Source organism: Paenibacillus sp. B-A-8 (genome assembly GCF_048572915.1).
In the GTDB taxonomy this organism is placed as follows: domain Bacteria; phylum Bacillota; class Bacilli; order Paenibacillales; family Paenibacillaceae; genus Paenibacillus_AQ.
In genome coordinates, this window is record NZ_CP183882.1 from 547568 (window position 1) to 570653 (window position 23086).

22 protein-coding genes are annotated in these 23086 nt (G+C 45.7%); 13 read left to right on the forward strand and 9 right to left on the reverse strand.

Going from position 1 to position 23086, the window contains the following annotated elements:
• Positions 1-108: 108 nt before the first annotated feature.
• From ACN6MV_RS02470 to ACN6MV_RS02485, 4 genes are all read right to left on the reverse strand, one after another.
• Positions 109-1089 carry a polyprenyl synthetase family protein gene (locus tag ACN6MV_RS02470; protein ID WP_042123769.1) on the reverse strand — a complete coding sequence of 327 codons (981 nt, stop codon included), beginning with the start codon at positions 1087-1089 and terminating at the stop codon, positions 109-111.
• Positions 1090-1107: 18 nt separating this feature from the next.
• Positions 1108-1557: a hypothetical protein gene (locus tag ACN6MV_RS02475; protein ID WP_042123771.1), complete on the reverse strand. Its 450-nt coding sequence runs from the start codon at positions 1555-1557 to the stop codon at positions 1108-1110.
• 245 nt (positions 1558-1802) lie between these two features.
• Complete coding sequence (locus tag ACN6MV_RS02480) at positions 1803-3683, reverse strand: FAD-dependent oxidoreductase (RefSeq protein WP_042123773.1); 1881 nt, start codon at positions 3681-3683, stop codon at positions 1803-1805.
• A gap of 48 nt (positions 3684-3731) precedes the next feature.
• The gene (locus ACN6MV_RS02485; RefSeq protein WP_042123775.1) at positions 3732-4622 is read right to left on the reverse strand and encodes a hypothetical protein; all 891 of its coding nucleotides are present in this window, start codon (positions 4620-4622) and stop codon (positions 3732-3734) included.
• 437 nt (positions 4623-5059) lie between these two features.
• On the opposite strand from ACN6MV_RS02485, the gene ACN6MV_RS02490 reads away from it, so the two are divergent.
• The 5 genes from ACN6MV_RS02490 (at position 5060) to ACN6MV_RS02510 (ending at position 9375) form a co-directional block, all read left to right on the forward strand.
• Positions 5060-5263: a CsbD family protein gene (locus ACN6MV_RS02490; RefSeq protein WP_419885621.1), complete on the forward strand. Its 204-nt coding sequence runs from the start codon at positions 5060-5062 to the stop codon at positions 5261-5263.
• A 169-nt stretch (positions 5264-5432) separates the two neighbouring features.
• Positions 5433-6845 carry an ATP-binding protein gene (locus ACN6MV_RS02495; RefSeq protein ID WP_419885622.1) on the forward strand — a complete coding sequence of 471 codons (1413 nt, stop codon included), beginning with the start codon at positions 5433-5435 and terminating at the stop codon, positions 6843-6845.
• Positions 6846-6940: 95 nt separating this feature from the next.
• Entirely contained in the window at positions 6941-8212 is a 1272-nt protein-coding gene (locus ACN6MV_RS02500) for an MFS transporter (RefSeq protein WP_042123781.1), read from the forward strand.
• A 23-nt stretch (positions 8213-8235) separates the two neighbouring features.
• Complete coding sequence (locus ACN6MV_RS02505) at positions 8236-8901, forward strand: oxidoreductase (RefSeq protein WP_419885623.1); 666 nt, start codon at positions 8236-8238, stop codon at positions 8899-8901.
• 93 nt (positions 8902-8994) lie between these two features.
• Complete coding sequence (locus ACN6MV_RS02510) at positions 8995-9375, forward strand: RidA family protein (RefSeq protein ID WP_042123782.1); 381 nt, start codon at positions 8995-8997, stop codon at positions 9373-9375.
• Positions 9376-9458: 83 nt separating this feature from the next.
• On the opposite strand, the gene ACN6MV_RS02515 is transcribed toward ACN6MV_RS02510, so the two are convergent.
• The gene (locus ACN6MV_RS02515) at positions 9459-10235 is read right to left on the reverse strand and encodes a TspO/MBR family protein (protein WP_042123784.1); all 777 of its coding nucleotides are present in this window, start codon (positions 10233-10235) and stop codon (positions 9459-9461) included.
• Between the two features lie 500 nt (positions 10236-10735).
• On the opposite strand from ACN6MV_RS02515, the gene ACN6MV_RS02520 reads away from it, so the two are divergent.
• Both ACN6MV_RS02520 and ACN6MV_RS02525 read left to right on the forward strand, forming a co-directional pair.
• On the forward strand, positions 10736-13822 hold the full coding sequence (locus ACN6MV_RS02520) for a DEAD/DEAH box helicase (protein WP_419885624.1): 3087 nt from the start codon (positions 10736-10738) through the stop codon (positions 13820-13822).
• A gap of 32 nt (positions 13823-13854) precedes the next feature.
• Entirely contained in the window at positions 13855-14658 is an 804-nt protein-coding gene (locus ACN6MV_RS02525; protein WP_419885625.1) for a hypothetical protein, read from the forward strand.
• A gap of 50 nt (positions 14659-14708) precedes the next feature.
• Here ACN6MV_RS02525 and ACN6MV_RS02530 read toward each other — a convergent pair whose 3' ends face one another.
• Positions 14709-15383 (reverse strand): GTP pyrophosphokinase, encoded by a 675-nt coding sequence (locus ACN6MV_RS02530; RefSeq protein WP_042131811.1) that lies wholly within the window; start codon positions 15381-15383, stop codon positions 14709-14711.
• 305 nt (positions 15384-15688) lie between these two features.
• Between ACN6MV_RS02530 and ACN6MV_RS02535 the strand changes: the two genes are divergently transcribed.
• From ACN6MV_RS02535 to ACN6MV_RS02550, 4 genes are read left to right on the forward strand one after another with little or no spacing between them, the layout of a single operon-like run.
• Positions 15689-16471, forward strand: a complete 783-nt coding sequence (locus ACN6MV_RS02535) for a zinc ribbon domain-containing protein (RefSeq protein ID WP_042123788.1) — start codon at positions 15689-15691, stop codon at positions 16469-16471.
• A 33-nt stretch (positions 16472-16504) separates the two neighbouring features.
• Positions 16505-17323 (forward strand): TrmB family transcriptional regulator, encoded by an 819-nt coding sequence (locus tag ACN6MV_RS02540; RefSeq protein ID WP_042123790.1) that lies wholly within the window; start codon positions 16505-16507, stop codon positions 17321-17323.
• Between the two features lie 22 nt (positions 17324-17345).
• Positions 17346-17648 (forward strand): hypothetical protein, encoded by a 303-nt coding sequence (locus tag ACN6MV_RS02545; RefSeq protein ID WP_042184527.1) that lies wholly within the window; start codon positions 17346-17348, stop codon positions 17646-17648.
• Between the two features lie 41 nt (positions 17649-17689).
• Complete coding sequence (locus ACN6MV_RS02550) at positions 17690-18283, forward strand: xanthine phosphoribosyltransferase (RefSeq protein ID WP_042123794.1); 594 nt, start codon at positions 17690-17692, stop codon at positions 18281-18283.
• 104 nt (positions 18284-18387) lie between these two features.
• Here ACN6MV_RS02550 and ACN6MV_RS02555 read toward each other — a convergent pair whose 3' ends face one another.
• The 3 genes from ACN6MV_RS02555 to ACN6MV_RS02565 all read right to left on the reverse strand — a co-directional run bounded on the left by ACN6MV_RS02555 (position 18388) and on the right by ACN6MV_RS02565 (position 20906).
• Complete coding sequence (locus tag ACN6MV_RS02555) at positions 18388-19344, reverse strand: diacylglycerol/lipid kinase family protein (RefSeq protein ID WP_042123796.1); 957 nt, start codon at positions 19342-19344, stop codon at positions 18388-18390.
• Positions 19345-19455: 111 nt separating this feature from the next.
• A complete protein-coding gene (locus ACN6MV_RS02560) occupies positions 19456-19794 on the reverse strand; it encodes a DUF4870 domain-containing protein (RefSeq protein WP_076116693.1) in 339 nt (112 codons plus the stop codon).
• A gap of 95 nt (positions 19795-19889) precedes the next feature.
• Positions 19890-20906, reverse strand: coding sequence for a serine hydrolase domain-containing protein (locus ACN6MV_RS02565; protein ID WP_042123801.1), 1017 nt, complete (start codon positions 20904-20906; stop codon positions 19890-19892).
• A gap of 469 nt (positions 20907-21375) precedes the next feature.
• Here ACN6MV_RS02565 and ACN6MV_RS02570 point away from each other — a divergent pair, with 469 nt between their 5' ends.
• A complete protein-coding gene (locus ACN6MV_RS02570) occupies positions 21376-21564 on the forward strand; it encodes a hypothetical protein (protein ID WP_042123803.1) in 189 nt (62 codons plus the stop codon).
• Between the two features lie 402 nt (positions 21565-21966).
• Positions 21967-23013 carry a cytochrome c oxidase subunit II gene (gene coxB, locus ACN6MV_RS02575; protein ID WP_042123804.1) on the forward strand — a complete coding sequence of 349 codons (1047 nt, stop codon included), beginning with the start codon at positions 21967-21969 and terminating at the stop codon, positions 23011-23013.
• The last annotated feature ends 73 nt before the right edge of the window (positions 23014-23086 follow it).

Genomic DNA, 23086 nt, shown 5'->3' on the forward strand with positions numbered 1-23086 from the left:
ATATTATTACAAGAAACGCTTATTTAATCGAAAAAAACGGATACCTGCCCAAGTGAAAGGGAGATATCCGTTTTGGTATCCATTTTCGATTGCTTTAAGAGCATCTGCTTAGCGATCGCGCCCAGCAAAATATTGCAGCAGCGTATCCAGATCGGCATGCGCCGGATAGGAGGAGAGCTGCTGAACAATAGCTGCGGCTTGATCCAGATAGCTCTGGCTGACCTTTTCAGAGCGTGATAGGGCATCGCTACTGTTAATAAGGGCGAGCACATGAGCTACCTCTGCGTCTGAAGAGTCAGGGCCGATTGCACGGATCACAGGTGATAGCTCCGGGTCCCGCAATGCGAAGAGTACAGGTAAGGTTACCTGACCATGGCGAAGGTCGCTACCGGCTGGCTTACCGAGTACAGCCTCAGACTGTGTGAAATCGAGCAAGTCATCTTGGATTTGAAAAGACATCCCTAAGGCTTCTCCGAAGGTATAAAGGAGGTTGGCAACTTCCTCGGTGCTTTCAGTAGATAACGCACCAACACGTAAGCAGGTAGCCATAAGTAGGGCAGTTTTGTTTAAGGATTTCTCCAAGTACTGCTCCATGGTAATGTCATAATCAAAAGCATGTTCCATCTGCTGATATTCACCCAGACATAGCTGTGCGGTAGCTACCGAGGATAAGTCATGGACGTACTTATTTTTGTCACCGGTATATTTACTTAGAAGTTCAATGACTCGTGCAGACATATAATTGCCGATATGAACAGCTGGCAATGTCCCCGTCTTCATATGTAAGGCGGGACCGCCCCGCCGTAACTCAGAACCGTCAATGATATCATCATGAATTAATGAGGCAACATGAATAAATTCAGCGGCAGCAGCTAATTGAAGCGCTCTACGACCTGTATCCTTTAGGCCGAATCGGCTGCCAACAATGACCATAAGAGGGCGGAGGCGTTTACCACCTGAATTTATAAGTTCAAGAACACTCTGCGCGAGCTGAGATTTCTTAGGAACATCTTTATCACGTGCTACAAGGTTTACGATTTCGCGATTGATTTCATTTATGTCTATATTTAAGGCTTCATGAAGCTTCATTTTATGAAATCCCACCTGTCAAATGGCTTTACTAGTGCGACTGCGCTGTCTGCACTCTTGAATCAAGAACTGTTCGATTCCAGCCGCCGGATCTTGTTCCGCGAAGTCTCCATTTGACCGTCTAATCTGCATTTTTTTGATCGAAGGAGCCAGGTAAGCAACTAGGTCGAGCTCACGGCATTTCACCGCAAACTGCAGATAAAAGCTATACAAATAATCTCCATCCAAAATGTTGCGGGTAAGGTCGGGATGATGTGGGATACATTCCATATGGCGCTCTGCTGCCAAAGTGAGAATAGTGTAAATACCCAGCAAATTGACTTTGCGGTTGTATTCCAGATCATGGCGTTCCAGTACCGAGAGTAGCTGTTCACATGCCGCCGGAGAGGGCTGAAGCTGGATTCCGGCAATAGGTGACATTTCAGTATGCAACAACCGGAGGGTATCTTCTATGAGTTGTTTGTTCACAAGATTCTCTCCTTCTTGTCGGTTTTGCCGGAAGAAACCATACCCCTGATCATCCCTACAAAACCATTCATTAAAAAAGAAATAAACCATTTCCTGATATTAGGAGGATTATTTCCTTCTTGTAAATAAGGAGAGTAATGTGTCCTAGGGACACATTACTCTGAAGTACATCCATATTTAACTATACTGACATGTAATCTACATATTTGTTTTAAAATAAATTACACGAATTCAGGGCATTATAATCAGTCGGTGTATAGATACCATCGTCTGACGAGCGGAACTCTCTTCCAATGTTTCTTAAGCCAAGGAAGTACATAGTAATCTAGGCCAAATGTGCTGCCCGATCCGCCGATGCAGGCGATACCCGCACCAACATACCATAACATTTCTGTAGAAGCCATTTTGGTCGACCAGATCATGACGGACATGGCTATCGTCGCTATAGAAGCAATAGCTGTGAACAGACCCACGATGAGCATAATACCGAACACGATTTCTGCACATACCATACCGATTTGGAACCATTTCGCGAGGAAAGTATAACTTCCGTCGTTGTTGTAGAACATCAAGTCCATGAACCAGTTCGTAATATTATATACGAATCCAGGAACTGGTAATGCTTCAACCGCTTCTTTTGCAGTGGATACTGCTGAAGCTGCAGATTGTGCGTCTACTGTTGTTTTAACTGCATCCACCGCTACGCTGGCTGCTGATGAAGCATCCGTTGCAAAAGGAGCGGCTGGAATCAGGAATATCTTGTTCGGATCTACCCAAATTTTCCGTAGCTTATCTATACCTTCATATAACCACATTCCACCAAGCAGCATGCGAAGCGGAACGAGCCAGAAGTTAGGTGAACGCTTGGAGAAGTGTCCGCCCAAGAAGCTCTTACGGTTCTCAACATGGAAGAACTCATGCATCATGTAAGTCCAAACTTTATTGAAGCCTACAACCTGAGACAGGTAGAACATATTGATAAAGTGTTTGGATAGCATTGCCATAAATCCAGTAAGCATAAAGAACTTGCCTGGCAAACCAACGTTTGCTACACCGTAGCGGCTACCGATGGATACCATGGTACCGTGGAAACCTGGTTTGTATGCTTTTTTAGCAGTGTTCTGAATGTCAGCTGCAATGTTACCAGCAACGATCGGAGCTGCTTGTTCAGCATTCTCAACCATTTGTGGTACAGGACGAGTTTCACCTTCAGGAATGAAGAAAATGTTGTCCCCTACTACATATACGTTCTTATGATCTACACTTTCAAGGTTCTCATTCGTAACAATACGTTTGCGGCCTTGTTGTTGTACTTCAAGTCCACCTACGATTTCGGAACCTTCAACACCTGCAGTCCAAACAATAGTTTGTGAAGCAACGACGTTTTTCTCACCAAGGGCAACACTACCTTCGCCTACTTCAGTGATCTTAGCGCCTGTAACAATTTCCACGTTCAGCTTGCGTAGGTGAGCTTCGGCTTTTTGAATCAGCTTATCTGGAAGGATAGGCAGAATCTTCGGAGCCATATCAGCCACAATCAATCTTACTTCGGATGGGTCGATATAGAACTCCTTGCATAGTTCCTCGCGTTGTTCAGCCATTTCCCCAACTAGCTCGACACCAGTGAAGCCGGCACCAATGATAACAAAAGTTAGCATTGCACGGCGTACTTCTGGATTTTTCTCCATAGCTGCTTTGGTATACATGTCGCGGATTTGACGCTTCAATGCTACCGCATCATCGTAAGACCAGAAGGAGAAGGTATTCTCTTCTGCACCTGGAATACCGAAGAAAGTTGGTTTGCTACCTGTACCGATTACAAGGTAATCGTACGCATAGGTAGTTTTGTTAGATTTGAGTTTCTTACCCTTGAAATCAATATTGCTGATTTCGTCAAGAACAACATTCACTTTAAGACCAGCAAAGATTTTCTTAAGATCGATCTTGATTGAATCCTCTGGAGCACGGTTCGCGGCAACCTCATGCAGCTCAGTCAATAGAGTGTGATATGGATTCCGGTCGATCAGAGTAATTTCAACATCTTTGTTTTTCTTAAATTTCTTTGCCAGTTTCTTAGCCGTGAGTACGCCGCCGTAGCCGCCGCCCAAAATGACTATTTTTTTCAAAAGAAATTCACCTCATTCGTCTGATTAACTGCAGAAGGTTATGCGAAATTATTTCGCGCCTTCGAGTGCTTTTTCAGCAAGTGTAAAATATTCACCAACATGAATACTCACGCCGGAAATTGCATCAGTTTTACCTTCAGCTGTAAGTTCTGGAGCAGCGCCTTTTTCAAGGAAGTATTGCTCAACTTTAGCGATCTCTTCATGCCATTCAGCGGAAGCACCGCCAGCTTTCATACCGTATTTACCATCGACGGAGAATTGTTTCTTGTCGTCGCCAGCAGCATTTACACCACTGAATTTAACAGCAACAACGTTACCGTTAGCAACAGTCAAGTCAACAGTGGATTTCCAACCAGAGTCTTTATCCATTTCGCCTTCAGCATGGTAGCCTCCGTCTTTGTATTGACCAGGTTCAACAGGTCCAGCAGCCAAAGCAGCTTGAGCAGCCTTCACAAAGTCAGATACGTGTACAGATACGCCGGAGATAGCATCAGTTTTCCCCTCAGCGTCAAAAGTTATAGCTGCTGGATCTTGTTTTTCAATCAGGAAAGCTTCAGCTTTTGCTGCTTGCTCGTGCCATTCAGAAGAAGCACCACCAGCTTTCATGCCATATTTACCATCTTCGGAAAGTTTTTTCTTCATGTCGCCAGCAGTGTTTACGTTAAATGCATCCCAATCAGCTTTAGTGATCTTTCCACCTTCTACAGTTAAGAGTGCGAAATATTGCCAGCCAGTTTTAGCATCAACATCGGCAGTAGCATAGTAAGTTCCGTCTTTGTACTTAGCTGCTTCAGTTCCTGTGTTAGTGGAATTAGTAGCTGTACTGTTTTCTGTTGGAGCATTAGTAGCTGCCGGGGTGTTGTCTGTGTTGTTTCCACAACCTGCGAGCAAACTACCTAGGATAAGGGCAGTCGACAAGATTACTGATGTTTTTTTCATTTGTTATGACCTCCAAAAATATAGTTTAAAATATATATATTAAAATGTAAAACATTTTAATAGTAATGCGAAGTGATAAAAATCACTTTATAAATGATATTTGTCACTTTAATCATGGGGTGAAGTGCCAAACTCTAACAGTGTCATGACATATATCGGCATACAATAGAAAAAAATTTAACGATGTTGTTTCAGCTCCGAGGGCATTCTAGCACATAGAGCAGATAACTCATGTGAAAAAAATCACTTAAAAAATTAAATGTTTAATTTATATCTGGATTATATCAAATTTTAAAGGATTTGAATACCTTTTTTTAAACTATTATTTGACAGGATGTGACTTATTTTAGAACGGGTCAGATTCAGGGGGAATAGGACAGGGTAATGTAACGATAACACAGTACCCTAATTAATTCAGCTAAGGAGATGAGCATATAATGGATAACAACGTGTTTAAAGGAAAATGGAACCAGCTCAAAGGCGAGGCCAAGAAGCAATGGGGCAAGCTTACTGATGACGATCTTGATGTGATTGATGGTGAGAAGGATAAATTGGTAGGGAAACTGCAAGAACGTTATGGTCATTCGAAAGATGAAGCGGAAAAAGAGTATCAAAGCTGGGGACGTTCCTATCGTGATTAAGTAAATTAGCTAATGCTATAAATACCTAAATATATAATGTTATAGGAAGAGCGCAAATCGTATACGATTTGCGCTCTTCCTATGCAACATTTAGACGAACGGAGGTTAAGCTATGGTATTATTATGAGATGAAATCTGTAATTTATCTTGTGCTACCGGGAGCGAATCTATGGGGTATCTTAAAATATTTTTCGGGAATACCGCAATTCTTATAGCCGTGGCCTATTTGGCTAATCTGATATATAAACATACAATTTCAAATGCAACGGTAGGAATAAAGAAGGTAAGCTGGGTGATCCTGGCGATTTTTGCCGGTTGGGTCAGTACTCTTTTTGGTTATAATCTGGACGACCATGTGATCTTTGATTTGCGCTTTGTACCTCTAATTATCTCGACGCTGGCGTATCCTAGGCCTATTACTCTTGTGTTGATTGGTATAGGAACGGGACTTACAAGGTTAACCTTTGGGGTGAACGAGGCAGCGGTGGCAGGGATGATTAATTTGTTTATTTTGGGATTTATTTGCGCCGCACTTAGTTACTGGGTTAGACGTTCAACCCTCAGTATAGTGAATCAGGGTTTGATCGTTATTCTGATCATAAATCTAATGAATGCAATAAACATTATGATATTAGGCGTTATCCCAGTGGAAGAGTACATAAAAGAGATTATGCCAATTACGTTCCCTGCGGGGTTAATTCTAAGCATTTTATTTTCATTAATTATCCGTGATTTTCAACTTGGTCTCCTAAGGAATGAGCAGATCCAGCGTGCTAACGAACAGCTGTCTGCTCAGACTGAAGAATTGCATAAGAATAAGCTTGTACTTGAAGAACGTGCTAATCAGTTAATGATGGCGTCTCAATTCAAATCGGAATTTCTCGCAAACATGTCGCATGAGCTTAGAACTCCACTGAATAGCATCATAAATTTATCGCAATTAATTGAAGAAAATGATGATTCACTTACTGAAGAAGAAATAAAGGAGTATGCGGCCATTATCCATCGTTCGGGGGATGAATTGTTGATGATCATCAGCGATATTCTGGATCTGTCCAAGGTGGAGGCGGGACGACTGGATATTATAAATGAAGAATTAAATGTTAGCGAGATTCCAGAGTTGCTGGCTATGCAGTTCGCTGTGACGGCCAAGCAAAAAGGACTGGAATTTCATATCTCTATGGATGAGAATGTCCCTACAATGATTCATTCCGATCCACATCGAGTGCAGCAGATTCTGCGTAACTTGCTCTCTAATGCTATTAAATTTACAAAGATAGGTTACGTATCGCTGCAAATCCACAAGCAGGAAGGTGGGGAAGGGGATACCCTTCAGCGTTGGCTTGTATTTGATGTGGAGGATAGTGGTATAGGAATCCCGCCGGAGAAGCATGACATGATCTTTGAAGCCTTTCAACAGGCAGACAGAACTACTAACCGGAAATATGGTGGAACAGGACTAGGACTTTCTATTAGTAATGATTTGGCCAGATTGCTCGGCGGGTTCATTTCTATGGAGAGTGAGGAAGAGAAGGGAAGTACATTTTCACTTTATTTGCCCCTTGAAACGGATAGTGAGTAAAGCTCCAATATTATTTGGTGATTTGGCGTATTGACAGTAGATTGATGCGGAGTAGAATGAAGCCAATGCCGCATCAAAGGAGTGTTACCGCCTCTATGGACAACATGGAAAATAAACATCAGGTTACGGTTTCAAAACGTACTCGTAAACCCTCAGTACATCGCAGAAATCTGCGTATAGCAACATTGGAAGGTGTGCCTTCAACTATCTTTCAGGTACTGCTGCAAGGGCAGTTTCTAACAGGATTCCTTCTATATTTAGGAGCCTCCTCTAGTCAGATTGGATTTGTGCTAGCGCTTACTACATTAGTTAACGTGGCGCAGATCGGTGTAGCTTTTTTAATTCAGAAGTTGCCAAGTCGCAAATGGGCCATGGTTACTTTTATCGGTCTGCATAGGATACTTTGGGGTTCTACGGGACTGATCCCGTTTATTTTTCCTAAAGAATATTGGGTTATCGCATTTATTGCTTTATACACGACTGCTTTTATTGCCAATACCGCTGGTGGTGTGCTGTGGAGCTCAGTGATTAGCGATCTGGTTCCAGCGCGTGTACGTGGACGTTATTTTGGAATTCGCAACACGGTCCTGAATGCACTTGGAAGTTTGGTTATGTATGGCGGCGGTATTATTCTGGATCGTTATCCCGGTGGTCATGGTTTTCTGATTCTATATATTGTTGTCTGGATCTTCTCGTTATCTAATGTCGTAGTGTTCTTTTTTTATCCGGATGTGCCTTTCGAGAAATCGGAAGAGCATAAGTTTTTGCCTATGTTTAAGAAACCGCTTAAAGATACATTATTTATGAAATCAACCTTGTTTCTGGCTGCCTGGCTGTTGTTGCAGAACCTAACGGTTCCGCTATACTCTTATGTCATGTTGCAGTTGCTTCATATTAATTATGAAACGTTGTCATTGCTTAATGTGTCCCAGACTGTGTTTATGATGGCTAGCTTCTACGTTTGGGGTAATCTAAATGCGAAATACAGCAATAAGCGACTGCTGTTTTTTACTTTGCCTATTATTGCGTTGTCTTCATTGATGTGGGGACTCTTATCGGTGATGCCGATGCTGCCGGTGTTATTTGCGGCTCATATTGTTTTTGGTGTTGGTGTAGGTGGTTTCAACCAGCTGGCCTTTAATTTTATTATTGGAGACACGCCGAAAAAAGAGCGTCCGATGTATATGGCTACATATGCGGCGCTTACGGGTTTATCATCCTTTTTTGGTCCGCTTATTGGGGGGCAACTATATGAAAGAATTGCGCACTGGCCGCAATGGACTCAAGTATACGGTATGCAGCTGGTGGTAGGGACGCTGATGATTGCTCTTGCGTTTCTGCTAGGTCGTCGTATTCTAAAGGACTGAATAGAAGTAAAGGGGGTTATTCCTTGTCAAGGATAGCGATGGTATTAGGCGCCACCGGATTGGTAGGCAAAGCGGTTACGGAGGAATTGTTAAATCGCGATGGTTGGGAAGAAGTGAGGGTGCTTGTACGGACACCGTTGGCCATAGAACATCCCAAGCTTAAGCAAATCGTTGTAGATTGGGAAAACCTAAGGAACTATACAGAATCGTTCGACGGGGTACATTCCATCTTCTGTTGTTTGGGGACCACGATAAAGAAGGCGGGTTCACAAGAAAAATTTGAACGAGTCGATCTACATTATCCGCTTGATGCTGCAGCCATAGCGAGAGAACAGGGTGTTAAACAATTTTTGGTCGTCTCTTCGATAGGAGCAAATGCGAAATCGCGTAATTTCTACAGTCGGACTAAGGGAAGGGCGGAAGAAGGGTTAACCGCTATTGGATTTCAAGGCTTGCATATATTTCGTCCTTCCTTGTTATTGGGCCAACGTGAAGAATTCAGATTAGGAGAAAGAGTCGGAGCTGGATTGATGAAAGTGCTGGATCCCGTAATGGTGGGCAAAGCAGCTCAATATCGTGCCATACCTGGCACTACAGTAGCAAGAGCTATGGTGAACATTGCGTCTGCAGATACCCATGGATTACATATTTATATGAATGAAGTAATTCATGTGATTGGGAAACGCTAAGCTCTCAGGGGCTCTAATAAATTTGCATTAAGATGAGAACAGGACTTACAATGAACAATAAATGATCAGCGCATAATGGAAAGGGGTAGTAAAATGAGCAAAAAACAAGTAGCTACAACAAAAGCACCCGGAGCAATTGGTCCTTATAGTCAGGCCATCACCACGGGTAGCTGGGTATACACTTCTGGACAACTTGGTCTGAATCCGGAAACGGGAAATTTGGCGGAGGGCGTACAAGAACAAGCGCGTCAAGCGCTTAGCAATGTACAAGCCATTCTTGAAGAAGCTGGTGCAACGCTGGACCATGTAGTAAAGACAACTGTTTTCTTAAAGGATATGAATGATTTCGCGGCTGTTAATGAGGTGTATAGCACCTTCTTTAAAGAACCTTATCCTGCCCGCAGTGCCATTGAAGTTGCGCGTCTGCCTAAAGACGGACTTGTTGAGATTGAAGCGGTAGCTCGGAAGAAATAAGACGTTATCTTTTTGCACTTTTATTATTTTACAAAATGGCAGGCTAAGGTGGATAACCCTAGTCTGCCATTGTTATATTAGGATCAGTAACTTCTGTATCTGTTATACCTATTACGACGCGGTGTAAGCAGTAGCCAGATGCTGTAAAGCAGCAGGAGCCCTGCTGTAATCAGGCCAGTGATATAGACATTGCTGGCCTCTTTTTGTTCCAAGGCAATCGCGATGAAAGCCCATACGAATACGAGTGGATAGATGCTATCTCGGTAAGGATAGCTGACCACAACCGCAAGCAGAGTCCCCACGCAGAGCATGATAACGGCCCAAGTGCTACCGCTAAGGCCCCAACCTTCCCAATGATTCTTCTCCAGAACAACGCTGACGTTCACGATAGTGGCCACAGAGATCCAGCCAAGGTATATACTGAAGGGTAACTTCACCAGCCAATTCTCGCCTGAAGTAGGATTTGCGATCAGGCGTGTTTTTCGATAAATGACAATCAGTGTGATTAACATGAGCACCATAGCGACCAGAGAGAGCTCAATGTATAAATATTGCCAGAGGAAGAGCCAGCTCATATTAAAAATACAGCTCAGAACAAACCATATACCAATGGCTTGTATAGAATCCCGAGTGCTTGTATTTGGTCGGAATTGATAAATGACGAAGCCGGCTAAGAGTAGATAAATTAGTGACCAGATGGAGAAAGCGTAACCAGCAGGGGTCAAGTAGGTATGATATTTGTCGGAAATTTCACCGGTGCTGTTTCCGCCTAATGGCAAGGTCACTGAGAGTACATTGACAATGATCACACCTAGGAAGAACAGAAGATTCCACCATTTATAAGGATTATAACGTCTCAAAGAATTCACTCCCTAGCTTTTTTTTAATAGGGTAATACCTACTTAAAATATACCCGCTTTCAGCACAATTAAGACTATAAATAGAAAATAAATGACTTGTGAGTCACAATATTCATGGATAGCATGGTAGTGGTGCAGGGTATTTTACGATAGTGACTAGAACATTGATTGAAAATATGCTGAATTGAATCAAATTTATGGGTGTTTCTATGTACTTCAACTTTATTTGCATAAAAATCTGCAGAAAAAATGCAGAAACGTTTTTAAATCAGCGCTTTTTCGTATAAGATGAAGAGATGAAGATTCAAGAGCAGATTAGTTTTATCCTAGTTCTTTATCCTTATATTTCTTACAGGAGCGTATCTCATCTCTAAAAGGATGGAGAAACTACTTCTACTTGTATAGCTTCAAAATTTATTTCTCGCGGAAAAGGTTGCAGTTACCACCAAATGGTGGCGACTGGTTCTTTTTTTGCTTGCTTAAAAGACAGGAGATCACCGATGACTAAGCACCTTTATGCAATATGGTTGGGGGATGTGTTATTTTGCTTCTCTGGCGAAACTTCGGAGCCTAAGGTTGACGCTTGGACCCGAGTGGTGAAGCGGCTGGAGCTGCAGGGAGGAGTGCGCCCCTTTGCGAGTGCTGCTCTGCGGTTGGCAGAAGTGAAATATCCGGCTCCTCCTGTAGAGGGAAAGCCAGCACGACGTGGATTGCCCGGACGGACATTCGAAGGGCTTGCCTTAGTCCCTAGCGATGCATTTGAACTGCTTCTGGCATGGGATGAGACGTTGTGCCGAAATCAGGGAGTGGAGCCTGGCGGCGAATTGCGCTATTGGGCAGCGGCAGCCCGCTTTGCGCTGGAGCTGATGGGTACTGGGGGAGTTACGCCAGGAGCCTTGCCACCGCGTCCGGTAGGTTCGCGTCGACGTGGTGGTGAACAGGCAGCAACAGTCTGCTGGTCTCCGGCTTTTCGAAAGCAGGAGGATAAGGAGATCTTTCTGCAGCTGGCAGCATCCATGCCGGTGTTGGCTCTAGGGACGCATATCGCTGAGGCGGGGGATTTATCCTCGCGGGAAGAGGCTGGCGCCTATGTGTTGTACTCCTTTATGCAGGCAGTAATGACTGCAGAGATAAAGAAAGTGATTGCGGGCATTGAAAGTGAACTTACACCTTACAAAGCCAACTATCGCCGCGGTTATTCCCCTTTAACGGAGTTATGGTGGAATAGCCTTCTTACAGGAAGCCGGGATATACCTGTTCAGGGAACTCAAGCAGAGGTGACAGATCTTCTGGCTACCGTGAATGAGACCGCTGGAAGCGATGTGCCGCAATCTGAACCTGAAGAAGCGCGGAGCGGACAGCTGGGTCTTGGGCTACGTCTCGAGCCACCTGGAGAGAATGACGAAATCTGGCGGTTAACCTTCTGGGCAGAGAACAAGGAAGAGGGCGAATTCTGGATTCCGGCGAAATCCATCTGGAGCAGTAAGGAGCGAGAGTTTACGTTATGGGGCAAACGCTATCGCAATATACAGCAGCAGCTTCTTATAGCGCTGGGGCGAGCAGCAAGAATCTCTCCTGATATTCAGCGCGCTCTTGATAAGCCTGCACCTACGGGAGCGGATTTGGAACCAGAGCGTCTTTATTTCTTTTTGAAGGAGACGGTGCAGCAGTTGCGTGAGCGGGGAATAACCGTGCAGATGCCATCGCGCTGGAGCCGTGAGGGACGCCGCCGGATTGGCATGAAGATGAAAATGCAGCCGAATGTTAGTGGAATTGATAGTCCTGCACCTGTGGCTCTTGGGATGGAAGAGCTGATTTCATTCCGCATTGAAGCTTCGCTTGGGGAGAGTACAATCAGCGAAGAAGAATTGAACGCATTAGTGGAAGCTGGCGTACCTTTTGTACGTTTCCGCGGGGAATGGATTGAAGTAGACCCTAAAGAAATTCGCCAGGTTCTTAGATATATGAAACGCCACGAAAATGGGGAAATGACCGCAGCCGATTGGATGCGGCTAGAGGCTGAGGATGGCGATGAGCGACTCTGGAAAGGGATGTCGGTCACGGGGATGGAAACATCCGGGCTATTGTCATCGCTGATGCGGGGAGACATTTTGCGTAATCTTCCGGTCCGCCCGGTGCCTGAAGGTCTGCATGGAACTTTAAGACCTTATCAGGAGCGCGGTTATCAGTGGCTTTCAGTACTTAGTGGTCTGGGCTTTGGAGTGTGTCTGGCTGATGACATGGGTCTCGGGAAGACGGTGCAGGTCATCACCTGCCTGCTGGATCGGGCATTAAGTGCTCCACCTGAAGAGAAGCAGGAGCCTGTGCTGATTCTATGTCCAACATCACTTCTGGGGAACTGGCAACGGGAATTACAGCGCTTTGCACCTTCGCTCAAGGTTCACATTCATCATGGTGGACGCCGTGTGCGGGGGGGCAGCTTTTTAGAACTGGCTGCCAGTCATGATATCGTATTGACGACCTATCACTTGGCGGGTCGTGATAGTGAGGATTTAGCGAATGTTCACTGGTCCACTGTGGTGCTGGATGAAGCTCAGTATATTAAGAATCATCGGACGAAACAGGCACAAAGTGTGATGAAGCTATCAGCGCCGCATCGCATAGCTATGACAGGGACTCCGGTAGAGAACAGACTAGGGGAATTATGGTCTATTTTTCACTTTTTAAATCCGGGCTATTTAGGGACCTACCATTCCTTCCGGCAGCGTTATGTGTCTGGTGAGGGGGGAGAACGACTGCGGGAATTGCATCGCTTGGTGTCCCCATTCTTGTTACGGCGCTTGAAGAGTGATCCGGATATCTCTAAAGATTTACCGGAGAAGCTGGAGCTGAAGTCTTATTGTCCGCTGACGGAGACACAGGCAGCCCTGTATCAGGGTGTTGTGGATGAAATGCTTGGCGTGATCGGAGAGAGCAGTGGGATGGCTCGTAGAGGACTCGTATTGTCTTCTCTGACGAAGTTGAAGCAGATTTGCAATCATCCACAGCTCTTCCGCAAAGAAGAAGGGCGGGGTCCGCGAAATGAACATTCCGGTAAAATGGAAGTCATGTTCGAGATTCTGGACAGCATTGCGGAGGTCGGAGAATCTGCGTTGATTTTTACTCAATATGTAGCAATGGGTGAGCTCTTGGTTAGCAAGCTGACTAAACGTTATGGAACGGCACCATTGTTCTTGCACGGCGGAATTCCAAAACGAGAGCGCGACGAGATGGTCCATGATTTTCAAGAGGGGAAAGGTCCATCCTTCTTCGTACTTTCGCTTAAAGCGGGTGGGGTAGGGCTGAACCTTACAAGGGCTAACCATGTTATCCATTACGACCGTTGGTGGAATCCGGCAGTTGAGAATCAGGCGACAGACCGGGCGTTCCGGATTGGTCAGGATAAAAATGTTCAAGTGCATAAGCTGATTTGCCAAGGTACGTTGGAAGAACGCATTGATGAATTGATTGAGCGTAAGAAAAATCTTTCCGAGCAAGTTGTTGGCTCTGGCGAAACATGGTTGACTGAGATGTCTAATCATGAACTGAAGGAGCTTATTGAACTGCAGGATCAGGACTGGATGTAAGACAGATATGAGTTTTACGGAGGGATCAAACAATGAGTGAACGTTTAGAGATGCGGCTGGAAGTTGTGCCTGGATTAGTAAAAGCAGCATGGGCGGTGCTACCTGGGAAAGTGACGGGAGGCTCACGGTCAAAAGGTGAATCGAATACCGGCGCTCCTGCTCAGGAACAACAAGCAAATCAACCTCTCTCTCTGAAGGTTCCGGTATGGCATGCTTCCCGAAGAAAAGAAATATTGCGAAGTCTGGCGCTAAGTCCAGGAGAAGTATTTGCCTTGCTGCAAGGGCGTTTGACGGGTGAGCTGGCTGAACTTGAGCTTTTGCCTACAGATAGAGAGCTGGAGCAAGCCCTTTTTGAGGGTGAGGAAGTGGAGTATAAGGCGGAGACGCTGAGGCTTATTAAAGAACGTCTTGCTGAAGAGCCGTTACTGGCGCTTTCGCTGAGAGGGTTTACTAAAGGAGAGCTCTTGGACGGGATTTTTGCCCTTTGGGCTGAAGGGGGTATTTCCAGCGACGAAGCTGAAACAGAGGAAGAAGAAGTCTCGGTTAGTGATCTTTCTACGGAATTGGCTCGGCTTGAACGTAAGGGGCCGGCTATTTCCTCTGGAGAATGGCTGGCAGAAGCGGCTGCTGAAGGTTCGCTACATCAGCCTGGGCCACAGTTCCATGAGATTGCAGCTAGACCGTTTCCTTCGCCGGTAGTTGTAGCTGAAGTTACAGAAGACTGGGGAACGTTGCTACCGCAGACACCTAAAGCCATTGAGGGATTAACTTTGATTATGCAGCGGGTTGCAGAAGCGTCTGCACGACGGGCCAATAAGGGTCTGATTAAGAAGTAGCTGGACATACGAAAGCCGCATCTCTGATGAGAATGCGGCTTTTAATTATTCTAATGCTGTTCACTGGAGGGAGAATCACCCTCGGAAAGTTCTAGAATCTCACGGCGAAGACGCAGCATTTTCTGATCTAGTTCATCAGCGGCGCGCGCGGCTTCTTTTAGTTCCTCGGCAACATGGGAAGGAAGCTGTTTATCGAATTTATAATACAAAATATGCTCCATGCTTGCCCAGAAGTCCATAGCCAGGGTGCGCAGCTGTATCTCAGCCTTGACCCAGCGTGTTCCTTCCAGCAGGACGAGCGGGATTCCCACTATAAGATGAAGGCTTTGATATCCGTTTGGTTTAGGATGAGCTATATAATCTTTAATCTCAAGCACGCGGATGTCTTCGCGTGTACTAAGATGGTCTACTAAACGGTATATATCTTTAACAAAGGCACATACAATCCGCATTCCGGCAATATCGTGAATATATTGCTCCATATTTTCCAAGCTGAAACCGTAGCCTTTGCGCTCCATCTTTTGAAGAATACTCTTGGGTTCTTTGATTCGGCATTTGACATGTTCGATGGGACTGAAGCCGTCGCGGGATTGCCATTCCGTCTTAATTACATCGATTTTATTCTGAAGATCATTTAACGCGTGACGATAAAGGGCCGGCAAAGCTTCGAACTCGTTTATCAGTTTGGCGAAATCCTCGTTGCTGTTACCTTGCCACTGTTGCAGATCCTTAACGTGTACTTGTAGCTGACTAAGCGTAAGCTGTGTGCTCTCATGTTCTTCCACTGAAACTCTCCCGATTTCGTTATTTGTGATAATTCTATTTTAACCGATGTAGAACCTCTGACGCAAAATTACATTCAAAATCAGGAAATATAACCCATAAGTGTAAGGGGGAAGTGGCTTAAATCAATTAGTCTGGATTTTATAGGAACATTCTCCTCTAAATCGCGTATTAAAGCACATTAATGAATCTACTCGATACATTTGGTATGATAGAAACACGTATCGCTGGAGAGGGAGGAACTGTAATGAGTTTTATCAAAAAAATTAAAGATAGCGCGAGCCGGGTTACCGAAAAAGCCCAAAACTCAGTAGAGATCGGCAAGATGAACGGACTTATTTCCGATGTTGAACAAGAGATGGAAGTTGAATTTACGAAAATGGGCAAGCTTTTTTACGAAGGATATCGTTCAAAGGATATGTCGGTAGCTGAAGGTAAAATGGTGGAGCTATCCCGTAACTGTTCCAAGCTTCAGGAAAAAATTGAAGTTCTGCGGACGAGAATTGCTGAGCTGAAAAATGAGCGGCTATGTTCATGTGGTCATATTGTGGCGCTTGATGCTAACTTTTGTCCGAAATGCGGAAGTAAGCTGGAGCCGTTGTCCGCTTCAAGAAGGGTGCCTTCTACACCGGTATTTGTTCAATCTGTGAATGAAGATGATGAAGATCAATATTATGGTGCGGATGAGCTTACGGATGAAGAGAAGGAGATTGCGATGAAGCTGCACCCGCAGAGTGTGGTGTATGCTGAAGTTCAGCACCCGGATGATGAGCTGCCACTCGAAGAATATAAGGCGAGTGAACAAGATATTGAGCGGGAACGTAAACAAGCTGAGCAGCTGGAACGTGAAAGAAAAAGACAACTTGAGCTGGATCGCCGCTTTGGGGAATGGCACAAGAATGAGCATCAGGAGGAATCTGCAGTCACTGAAGATAACGGTGTGCGAGATATGATCCAGTGCCAAATTTGTCGAAATGAATTACCTAAGGGCTCCTTATGGTGTCCGAGATGTGGATCAGAGCAAATATAGTACGGATTTCAGTCAGCTTAGGGGGACAACAAGATGGAACAGCTGCTGCTGCATCTGCGCAATCTGGGCTTCACGGAGATGGAGTCCAAAATTATGGTAGAGCTTGCGACAAAAGGCCAGGCTTCTGGCTATGAGGTTGCCAAACAGCTCGGAGTTTCAAGATCGAATGTGTACGCGGCGCTACAACGCCTTACGCAGCAGGGATATGTACGATGTGGCGAAGGAGAACCTGCGCGGTACAGTGTTCTCAATCCAGAGGAGCTCGCGACCATGATCTCGGGACGGGTGCAAGCTTCACTGGCATATATGGAAAGTGAGATGCCTCGCGGTGGACCTGTTAGCCCTTCGTTTTATAATGTGGAAGGTGACCGCAATGTATTGGGCGCTCTTATTCGCCAACTTAATATGGCTGAGCAAGAGATCGTAGTGGATATGTGGCGTGAGGAAGCGTCACTTCTGCGGAGTGAACTTGAACAGGCGGAGTTGCGTGGCGTTAGACTCTTATGGGCGTTTGACGGAGGCAATGCTGCTCCGGCCTCTTATCCGGTATGGCCGCCTCTCGGAAGAGATTCGCAGCGACAGGATGGACGGAAGTTCTCATTCGTGATCGATCGGAGCTGGTGTATGCTCGGGATGCGCTATGAAGATGGATCAGCGCAAGCGGTTGTAACCGAGCACCCGGTGTTAGTGGATCTGCTATTGAATCATTTTTCACAGGAAATGGTATTGTTCGAGCTGGAGCAGGATATGGGCGCCGAATTAGAAGAACGTTATGGTGAACGTTACAGCAAAATTCACAGCAAATATGTGATGTATGATCCAGGCGATGATGGGGAAGAACAGGCGCAGTAGCTATTACAGGGAGGTGAAAAGCATGGAATGTATCGTACATTTTGAAGTGGTGCATGAGGATGGTCCTAAAAAATTGCGCGGACTGCTGTTTCTGGATAAAGGAGCAAGTCCCGGAGAAGCAGAGCTAGTTGAAATGTTCAAGGACATGAAATTTAACGTGAGACTGGAAGACCGCGAGAAATTGATCTTTAAGCCGGTAAATCCGGGCGATTTCGTGGAGATTCGAATTACGGGTTATGATAACGGGCAAGAAAAGAGCAAAGATGATCATAATTTAAAATCTATCGTTGGAAATTTATTGCCACAAAAACCGACAGGTCTTTAAAGTGGGGAGAAAGGATTCATTGATGGGAGAGGAGGAGCACTATGGAGCTGTTGAGACAAAAGGTGTTGAAAGAAGGTATTGTACTCGGGCAAGGCGTGCTCAAGGTAGATTCTTTTCTGAATCATCAGATGGACCCCTTTCTAATGCGTGAGGTTGGCCGTGAGTTTACCCGCCGTTTTTCCGGCGAAGAGATTACGAAGGTACTGACAATTGAATCTTCGGGGATTGCTCCGGGGATTATGACGGCATTAGAGCTGGAGGTTCCGCTGATTTTTGCCCGTAAGCAGAAATCGTTGACACTGACAGAGGACATTTATGTAGAAAAGGTTTACTCCTTCACGAAGAAAGAAACGAATGAAATTACCGTTTCCAAGAAGTTCATTGCTCCGGGTGAGCGGGTTCTGATTGTCGATGATTTCTTGGCGAATGGCGAAGCCGCCTTCGGGCTTGCTCGTATTGTTGAGCAGGCAGGGGGAAGCGTGGTTGGGATTGGTATTGTGATCGAAAAAGCATTCCAGCCGGGGAATCGGCTTCTGCAGGAAGCTGGCTACCGGGTAGAATCGCTCGTGCGAATCGCTTCGCTGGAGGATGGAAGAATTTCTTTCGTGGAAGAAGAGGAAGGGCTGCTTAGCTGAGACTCTTTAGTGTAAATTCGAAGGAAGTTAACATTAAAACAGCAAGAGACAGGTTTATAAGCCTGTCTCTTGCTGTTTTTTTTGTGTTATGCAACGGGTATGGTTTACCCGTTGCCACCGCATGCCGCTGCAGGATCGGCGTGGCGCTGCACGCTAACCGCCGCCAGCGGCGAGAGCACCCGCAGCGCCCCTGGCTCGCAGCGTGCGGCAAGCGGCCCGTTGCCGAAGCTCTCGCCATCGCCGATCGCCGGCCGGGCCTCTGCGAAGTTGACGGCTACGCTACGTCCACGCAGCATCGACACGAAGGGCAGCGCTATATGCTTGCCCTTCAGTACCGTTGGGAACAGCCGCAGCAGTTGCCCGCGGCTGCACCCATGTACGACGCAGACGTCGAGCTGGCCGTCATCGGCCTTCGCCTGCGGGCAGATCAAGAGCCCGCCGCCGTAGCTGGGCAGGTTGCAGACCGAGACCAGCCATGCCTTCTCAAAGACGTGCTCCGTCCCGTCGCACGCAACACTCACCCGGCATGGCTTAAACGTCATCAGCGTATGTAATATGCCGATGATATAAGCCAGTTGGCCTGCGCCAATGGCGTTGCACAGCCGTTTGTAACGGCTGGCATTCACATTCTCGGCCACCTGTGCATCAAAGCCGTTGGCAACGGCTGTTAAAGTCAGTCCATTTGCACCTGAGATCAGATCAGCTTCGATATATCGCTCGCTAAGTGCGGCTTCCAGTGCAGCTTCAGTCGAAAGCGGAATGCCGAAGCCGCGTGCGGAGTCGTTGCCGGAGCCGGCTGGAATGATCGCCATGGGAATATCTTTGCCGCGAAGGGCACCCAAAATGCTGTGCAACGTGCCATCGCCGCCGATTATAATCGCGGCTTTCCAGTCCTCACGGTGTTTAAGTGTATTTAGAACGAGAGCTTCTGCACCCTCTGCGCTATGCGTAAACAAGGTCATATATGGCAGCATCCGCTCTTTCATGAGCGCCTCTACAGTATGCCAGGTCCGCCCGCCTGCGCCCCCGCCGGAACGTGGGTTTATGATGAATAGATACATTTAAATTCCTCCAGCCTGTAGAATTCCGTTGATGCCCGTCTTTCCATTGTAAGGAGTGGATGGGCAAAAGGGAATACTTTTCAGCGATAAGAGGTGTTAGTTCAGTGGTACTTATAGATGTCGAATCTGACTTTCCGCGATATCCCCCACCCAAGGAAGCTTATACCATCTGCTGCTCAAAGCCTGATAGATCATAAGTAGCCATATAGCAAAGCTGCAAAGAGAAAGGATTGCACTCATCAGGGAGCCGAGGAAAGGAATAAATCCGGTTAGAACATGGAGGATCATCAGCACGCCGAACGTAAGCAGGGATTGCAAAGCGTGGAACAGCACGAAGCGGTTGCGTTTCTCCAGAGCGAGAAAGACCACACCGCCAATAAAAGGAAAAAAATAGCACAGCGCGCCTGCAATATTATCAGGCAGTCCGGTGGATGATTTGAAAGGGGACAAAGGGTTCACTCTCCTTCTACTTGGACAAGAAGGGATGGGGTTGGTTAGCCAACCCTTCTTCCTTAAAGCCTATGACTTGTCAGGAAAAAGTATGTTTAGCTCATTGAGGGTATAATATATTTTTCCAACAGTTTACGAGGGCTCTTCCAATTGTTTGTCTTGCTCTCTGCTGTAAAGACCACAACCGCATCTAACTTTGGCAGGAGAAGGATTTGCTGTCCGCCATGCCCATGCGCAAGCTTGTAGGGTTGACCGCTCATTGTACCCATCCAGAACTGATATCCATAATCTCCAAAAGCCGGATATCCCGTAGTCTGTGCGGTTAACGCTTCTTGCAACCAATGATTTGGAATGATCTGCTGCTCTGCATATACACCGTCATTAAGTAAACAAATTCCGAATTTAGTCATATCTCTTGAGTTCAAGTATAGACCAATATGTCCCATACTGTGTCCCTCAGGACTTGGTAACCAAGCGGTGTGAGTCATTCGGAGAGGGCTAAATAAATGCTCAGCTGCATAGGTGAACGCATCGAGACCTGTACTTTCACTAAGAATCATCGAAATCAGATGGGAGTCAATACTACGGTATTGAAATTGACCGATATGTTCCGGAATTATGTTCATACTAAGGGCAAAGGAACCCCAGCGTCGACTACGATGGAGATTCCGGACGAAAGGCTCTCCTAGCTTTTTGCCCGTGATCCAGCTAAATCCGGAAGTCATGGTGAGCAGATGACGGAGAGTGATTTTGGATAAATGAGGGGAGTGAAGGTATGGAACATGTTTACGTAGTACCTTGGAAACCGAAATATCGATATCGGGGATATCTCCCCGATCGATAGCAATTCCGGTAATTGCGCTGATAAAGCTTTTGGTAGCAGATCTAAGATCATTTAATGTCCCGGCATGATGGTTGCCGTAGTATCGTTCGAAGATTAGCTTACCGTGGCGGGCAATAAGCATACTATGCATCTTTGGATATTCCTTTTGAATTACACAATGAGCCTGTTCAAGACCTTCCCGACGCGTTGCAGTTTCCTCTGGTAGCGCGATGGTCATCGCGGGAACTATGTTATAAGCTGAAGTCAGCAATGGTGTAGTTTGGCCCATAGAGTTCTCCTTTTCTTGCTGTGGTAAGTAATAGGTGTGGCCAGCTATAGAGCATATTGTATTTTAACCCGACACGACGAATATGACTTACGATGATCATTATAAAAAATAAAAATTTTCCAATTAGCACATTTTACAAGGAAAGGTGGAAGTTGGACCGGAATATGATACAATATAACGATAAGGCCCGAAAGGGGTGATTCAGTAAGTGGCTCTTCGGGTAATAAAAGTGTCAAGGAGCTATCGTTCATCAGGCGTCCTTACTCTCAGCCCAAATCACGACGAACCTGCTTCACCGGCGAACCAGTATCTCAAGGCTTTGAAGCTTTGAATTTTACGTTTTGGCGGATAATGCAAGCCACGTATGTGTAATGGTTACTTCACTTGCATTCGAGGTTACGGCGTACTTTTCATCATGCATTCTCTACAACGGAGCATTCATTTTCAATGTTTTGGGAGGGAACTGATCATGGCAAGTAAAGGTCATAACGAAGTCAAGGAAAGTTTACGGGAAATGACACGCATTTTCCGGCCCAAAGATCCCAAGAAATTCGTAAAGGAGTACGTCCGAAAATATCGGATTACCGGAGGCTATGAAGAAGAACTGACCATGGTCGTGGAGCATGAGCTGGTAAAGATGAATTCATCCGTCTCCTAGCTAACAGATACGAGTGTCACTTACTTACTTTTGACATCATTTTGAGTAATAACATCCACGAGGATTCTTATAAACCGTGCCCGAGCAACGTTTGTTGCAGGAATCGGTTTTTTTTGTATGTACATTTATGAATAAGAAATATTGTCTCTCATAAAATAGTCAAATGAATTAATAGACACATTTCACAATGAATGCGCTTTAACGATCATTTTTTATTTGATTGCGTTTTCAAAAAAAACGCATAAATGCAGGCGGGACAAGGGATTATTATGTCGAAAATTACAATGTGAACTAGTTGTGAACGATTGACAAAACTTTCCCTTAAACTTATATTAATAGTGATTGTTATAATTGACAGAAAAAAACAGGAACCTACGAAATCGGGAAAAGCGGGGTAGATCAATGATGAAAACGTGGCAGGCTGTAAAGCGACTCCTTCCCATGACCGCTATGTTTGGTCTCTTTCTTGCCGGGTGCGGCCGTGAGGACTTGTCAGTGCTCAGACCACAGGGGCCTCAGGCGGAAATGTCTTATGGATTAATGGAGCTGTCGATCAGTATTATGATCGTCGTGTTGCTGATTGTCTTTACGATTGCAGCTTATGTACTGATCCGTTTCCGTCGAAAGCCGGGTCAGAATGAAATCCCTGAGCAGGTTGAGGGTAGCATCAAGCTTGAGATTCTCTGGACGGTCATTCCGCTTATCCTCGTAGTGGTACTGGCAGTTCCAACGGTGAAGGCAGTATTTGCCGCAGGAGATGATCATGCCAATGACAAGGATGCGATTAAGGTTAAAGTAACCGGCCACCAATATTGGTGGGAGTTTGAGTATACCGATTACAAGGTGACTACAGCGCAGGATCTAATTATTCCAGTAGGCAAGGACATTGCTTTTGAACTGGAAACTAAAGACGTGCTGCACTCCTTCTGGGTCCCTTCCCTTTCCGGTAAAATCGACACTAACCCAGCCGGAACGATTAACCGCTTCAGCTTCAGTGCACCTAATGAAGGCGTTTACCGCGGAAAATGTGCGGAGCTATGCGGACCGTCTCATGGATTCATGGAATTTAAGGTGAAATCGGTTAGTGAACAAGATTTTCAGAAGTGGATAGATTCCATGAAAGCACCTGTAGCTGTGCTGCCGGAGGATCCTGCTTTAGCTGAGAAATTCAAAGCAGCGTGTCTGACTTGCCATGCTGTAGGTGATCAAGGGATTAATAATGCGCCGAACTTGACCGGAATTGGTTCTCGGGAGTCGATAGCAGGGATCCTGCTAAACGATGATACGAGGGAAGATGGTGCGCCAATTGAGGAAAATCTCAAAACATGGCTGCATGATCCACAATCGGTAAAACCGGGCAATCTGATGCCTAACCCCAAAGATCTAGGCCTAAGTGATGCGGAGATTGACGGCATTGCTGAGTATCTGGCCAACTATAAGCTGGACTAATGCCTTAGCCTAAAGGCGGGCGGAACTTTCGAAAAAGGGGGTACGAACTTTGGCTCAAGCAGCGCATACCTTG

What these genes read in the sequence shown, in the direction of transcription:
- ACN6MV_RS02555 (WP_042123796.1), bottom strand. Translation starts at nt 19,344, where the DNA reads ATGTATCTATTCATCATAAACCCACGTTCCGGCGGGGGCGCAGGCGGG.
- ACN6MV_RS02540 (WP_042123790.1), top strand. Translation starts at nt 16,505, where the DNA reads ATGGAACAGCTGCTGCTGCATCTGCGCAATCTGGGCTTCACGGAGATG.
- ACN6MV_RS02520 (WP_419885624.1), top strand. Translation starts at nt 10,736, where the DNA reads ATGACTAAGCACCTTTATGCAATATGGTTGGGGGATGTGTTATTTTGC.
- ACN6MV_RS02565 (WP_042123801.1), bottom strand. Translation starts at nt 20,906, where the DNA reads ATGGGCCAAACTACACCATTGCTGACTTCAGCTTATAACATAGTTCCC.
- ACN6MV_RS02535 (WP_042123788.1), top strand. Translation starts at nt 15,689, where the DNA reads ATGAGTTTTATCAAAAAAATTAAAGATAGCGCGAGCCGGGTTACCGAA.
- ACN6MV_RS02485 (WP_042123775.1), bottom strand. Translation starts at nt 4,622, where the DNA reads ATGAAAAAAACATCAGTAATCTTGTCGACTGCCCTTATCCTAGGTAGT.
- ACN6MV_RS02470 (WP_042123769.1), bottom strand. Translation starts at nt 1,089, where the DNA reads ATGAAGCTTCATGAAGCCTTAAATATAGACATAAATGAAATCAATCGC.
- ACN6MV_RS02490 (WP_419885621.1), top strand. Translation starts at nt 5,060, where the DNA reads ATGGATAACAACGTGTTTAAAGGAAAATGGAACCAGCTCAAAGGCGAG.
- ACN6MV_RS02495 (WP_419885622.1), top strand. Translation starts at nt 5,433, where the DNA reads ATGGGGTATCTTAAAATATTTTTCGGGAATACCGCAATTCTTATAGCC.
- ACN6MV_RS02510 (WP_042123782.1), top strand. Translation starts at nt 8,995, where the DNA reads ATGAGCAAAAAACAAGTAGCTACAACAAAAGCACCCGGAGCAATTGGT.
- ACN6MV_RS02570 (WP_042123803.1), top strand. Translation starts at nt 21,376, where the DNA reads ATGGCAAGTAAAGGTCATAACGAAGTCAAGGAAAGTTTACGGGAAATG.
- ACN6MV_RS02545 (WP_042184527.1), top strand. Translation starts at nt 17,346, where the DNA reads ATGGAATGTATCGTACATTTTGAAGTGGTGCATGAGGATGGTCCTAAA.
- coxB (WP_042123804.1), top strand. Translation starts at nt 21,967, where the DNA reads ATGATGAAAACGTGGCAGGCTGTAAAGCGACTCCTTCCCATGACCGCT.
- ACN6MV_RS02500 (WP_042123781.1), top strand. Translation starts at nt 6,941, where the DNA reads ATGGACAACATGGAAAATAAACATCAGGTTACGGTTTCAAAACGTACT.
- ACN6MV_RS02550 (WP_042123794.1), top strand. Translation starts at nt 17,690, where the DNA reads ATGGAGCTGTTGAGACAAAAGGTGTTGAAAGAAGGTATTGTACTCGGG.
- ACN6MV_RS02525 (WP_419885625.1), top strand. Translation starts at nt 13,855, where the DNA reads ATGAGTGAACGTTTAGAGATGCGGCTGGAAGTTGTGCCTGGATTAGTA.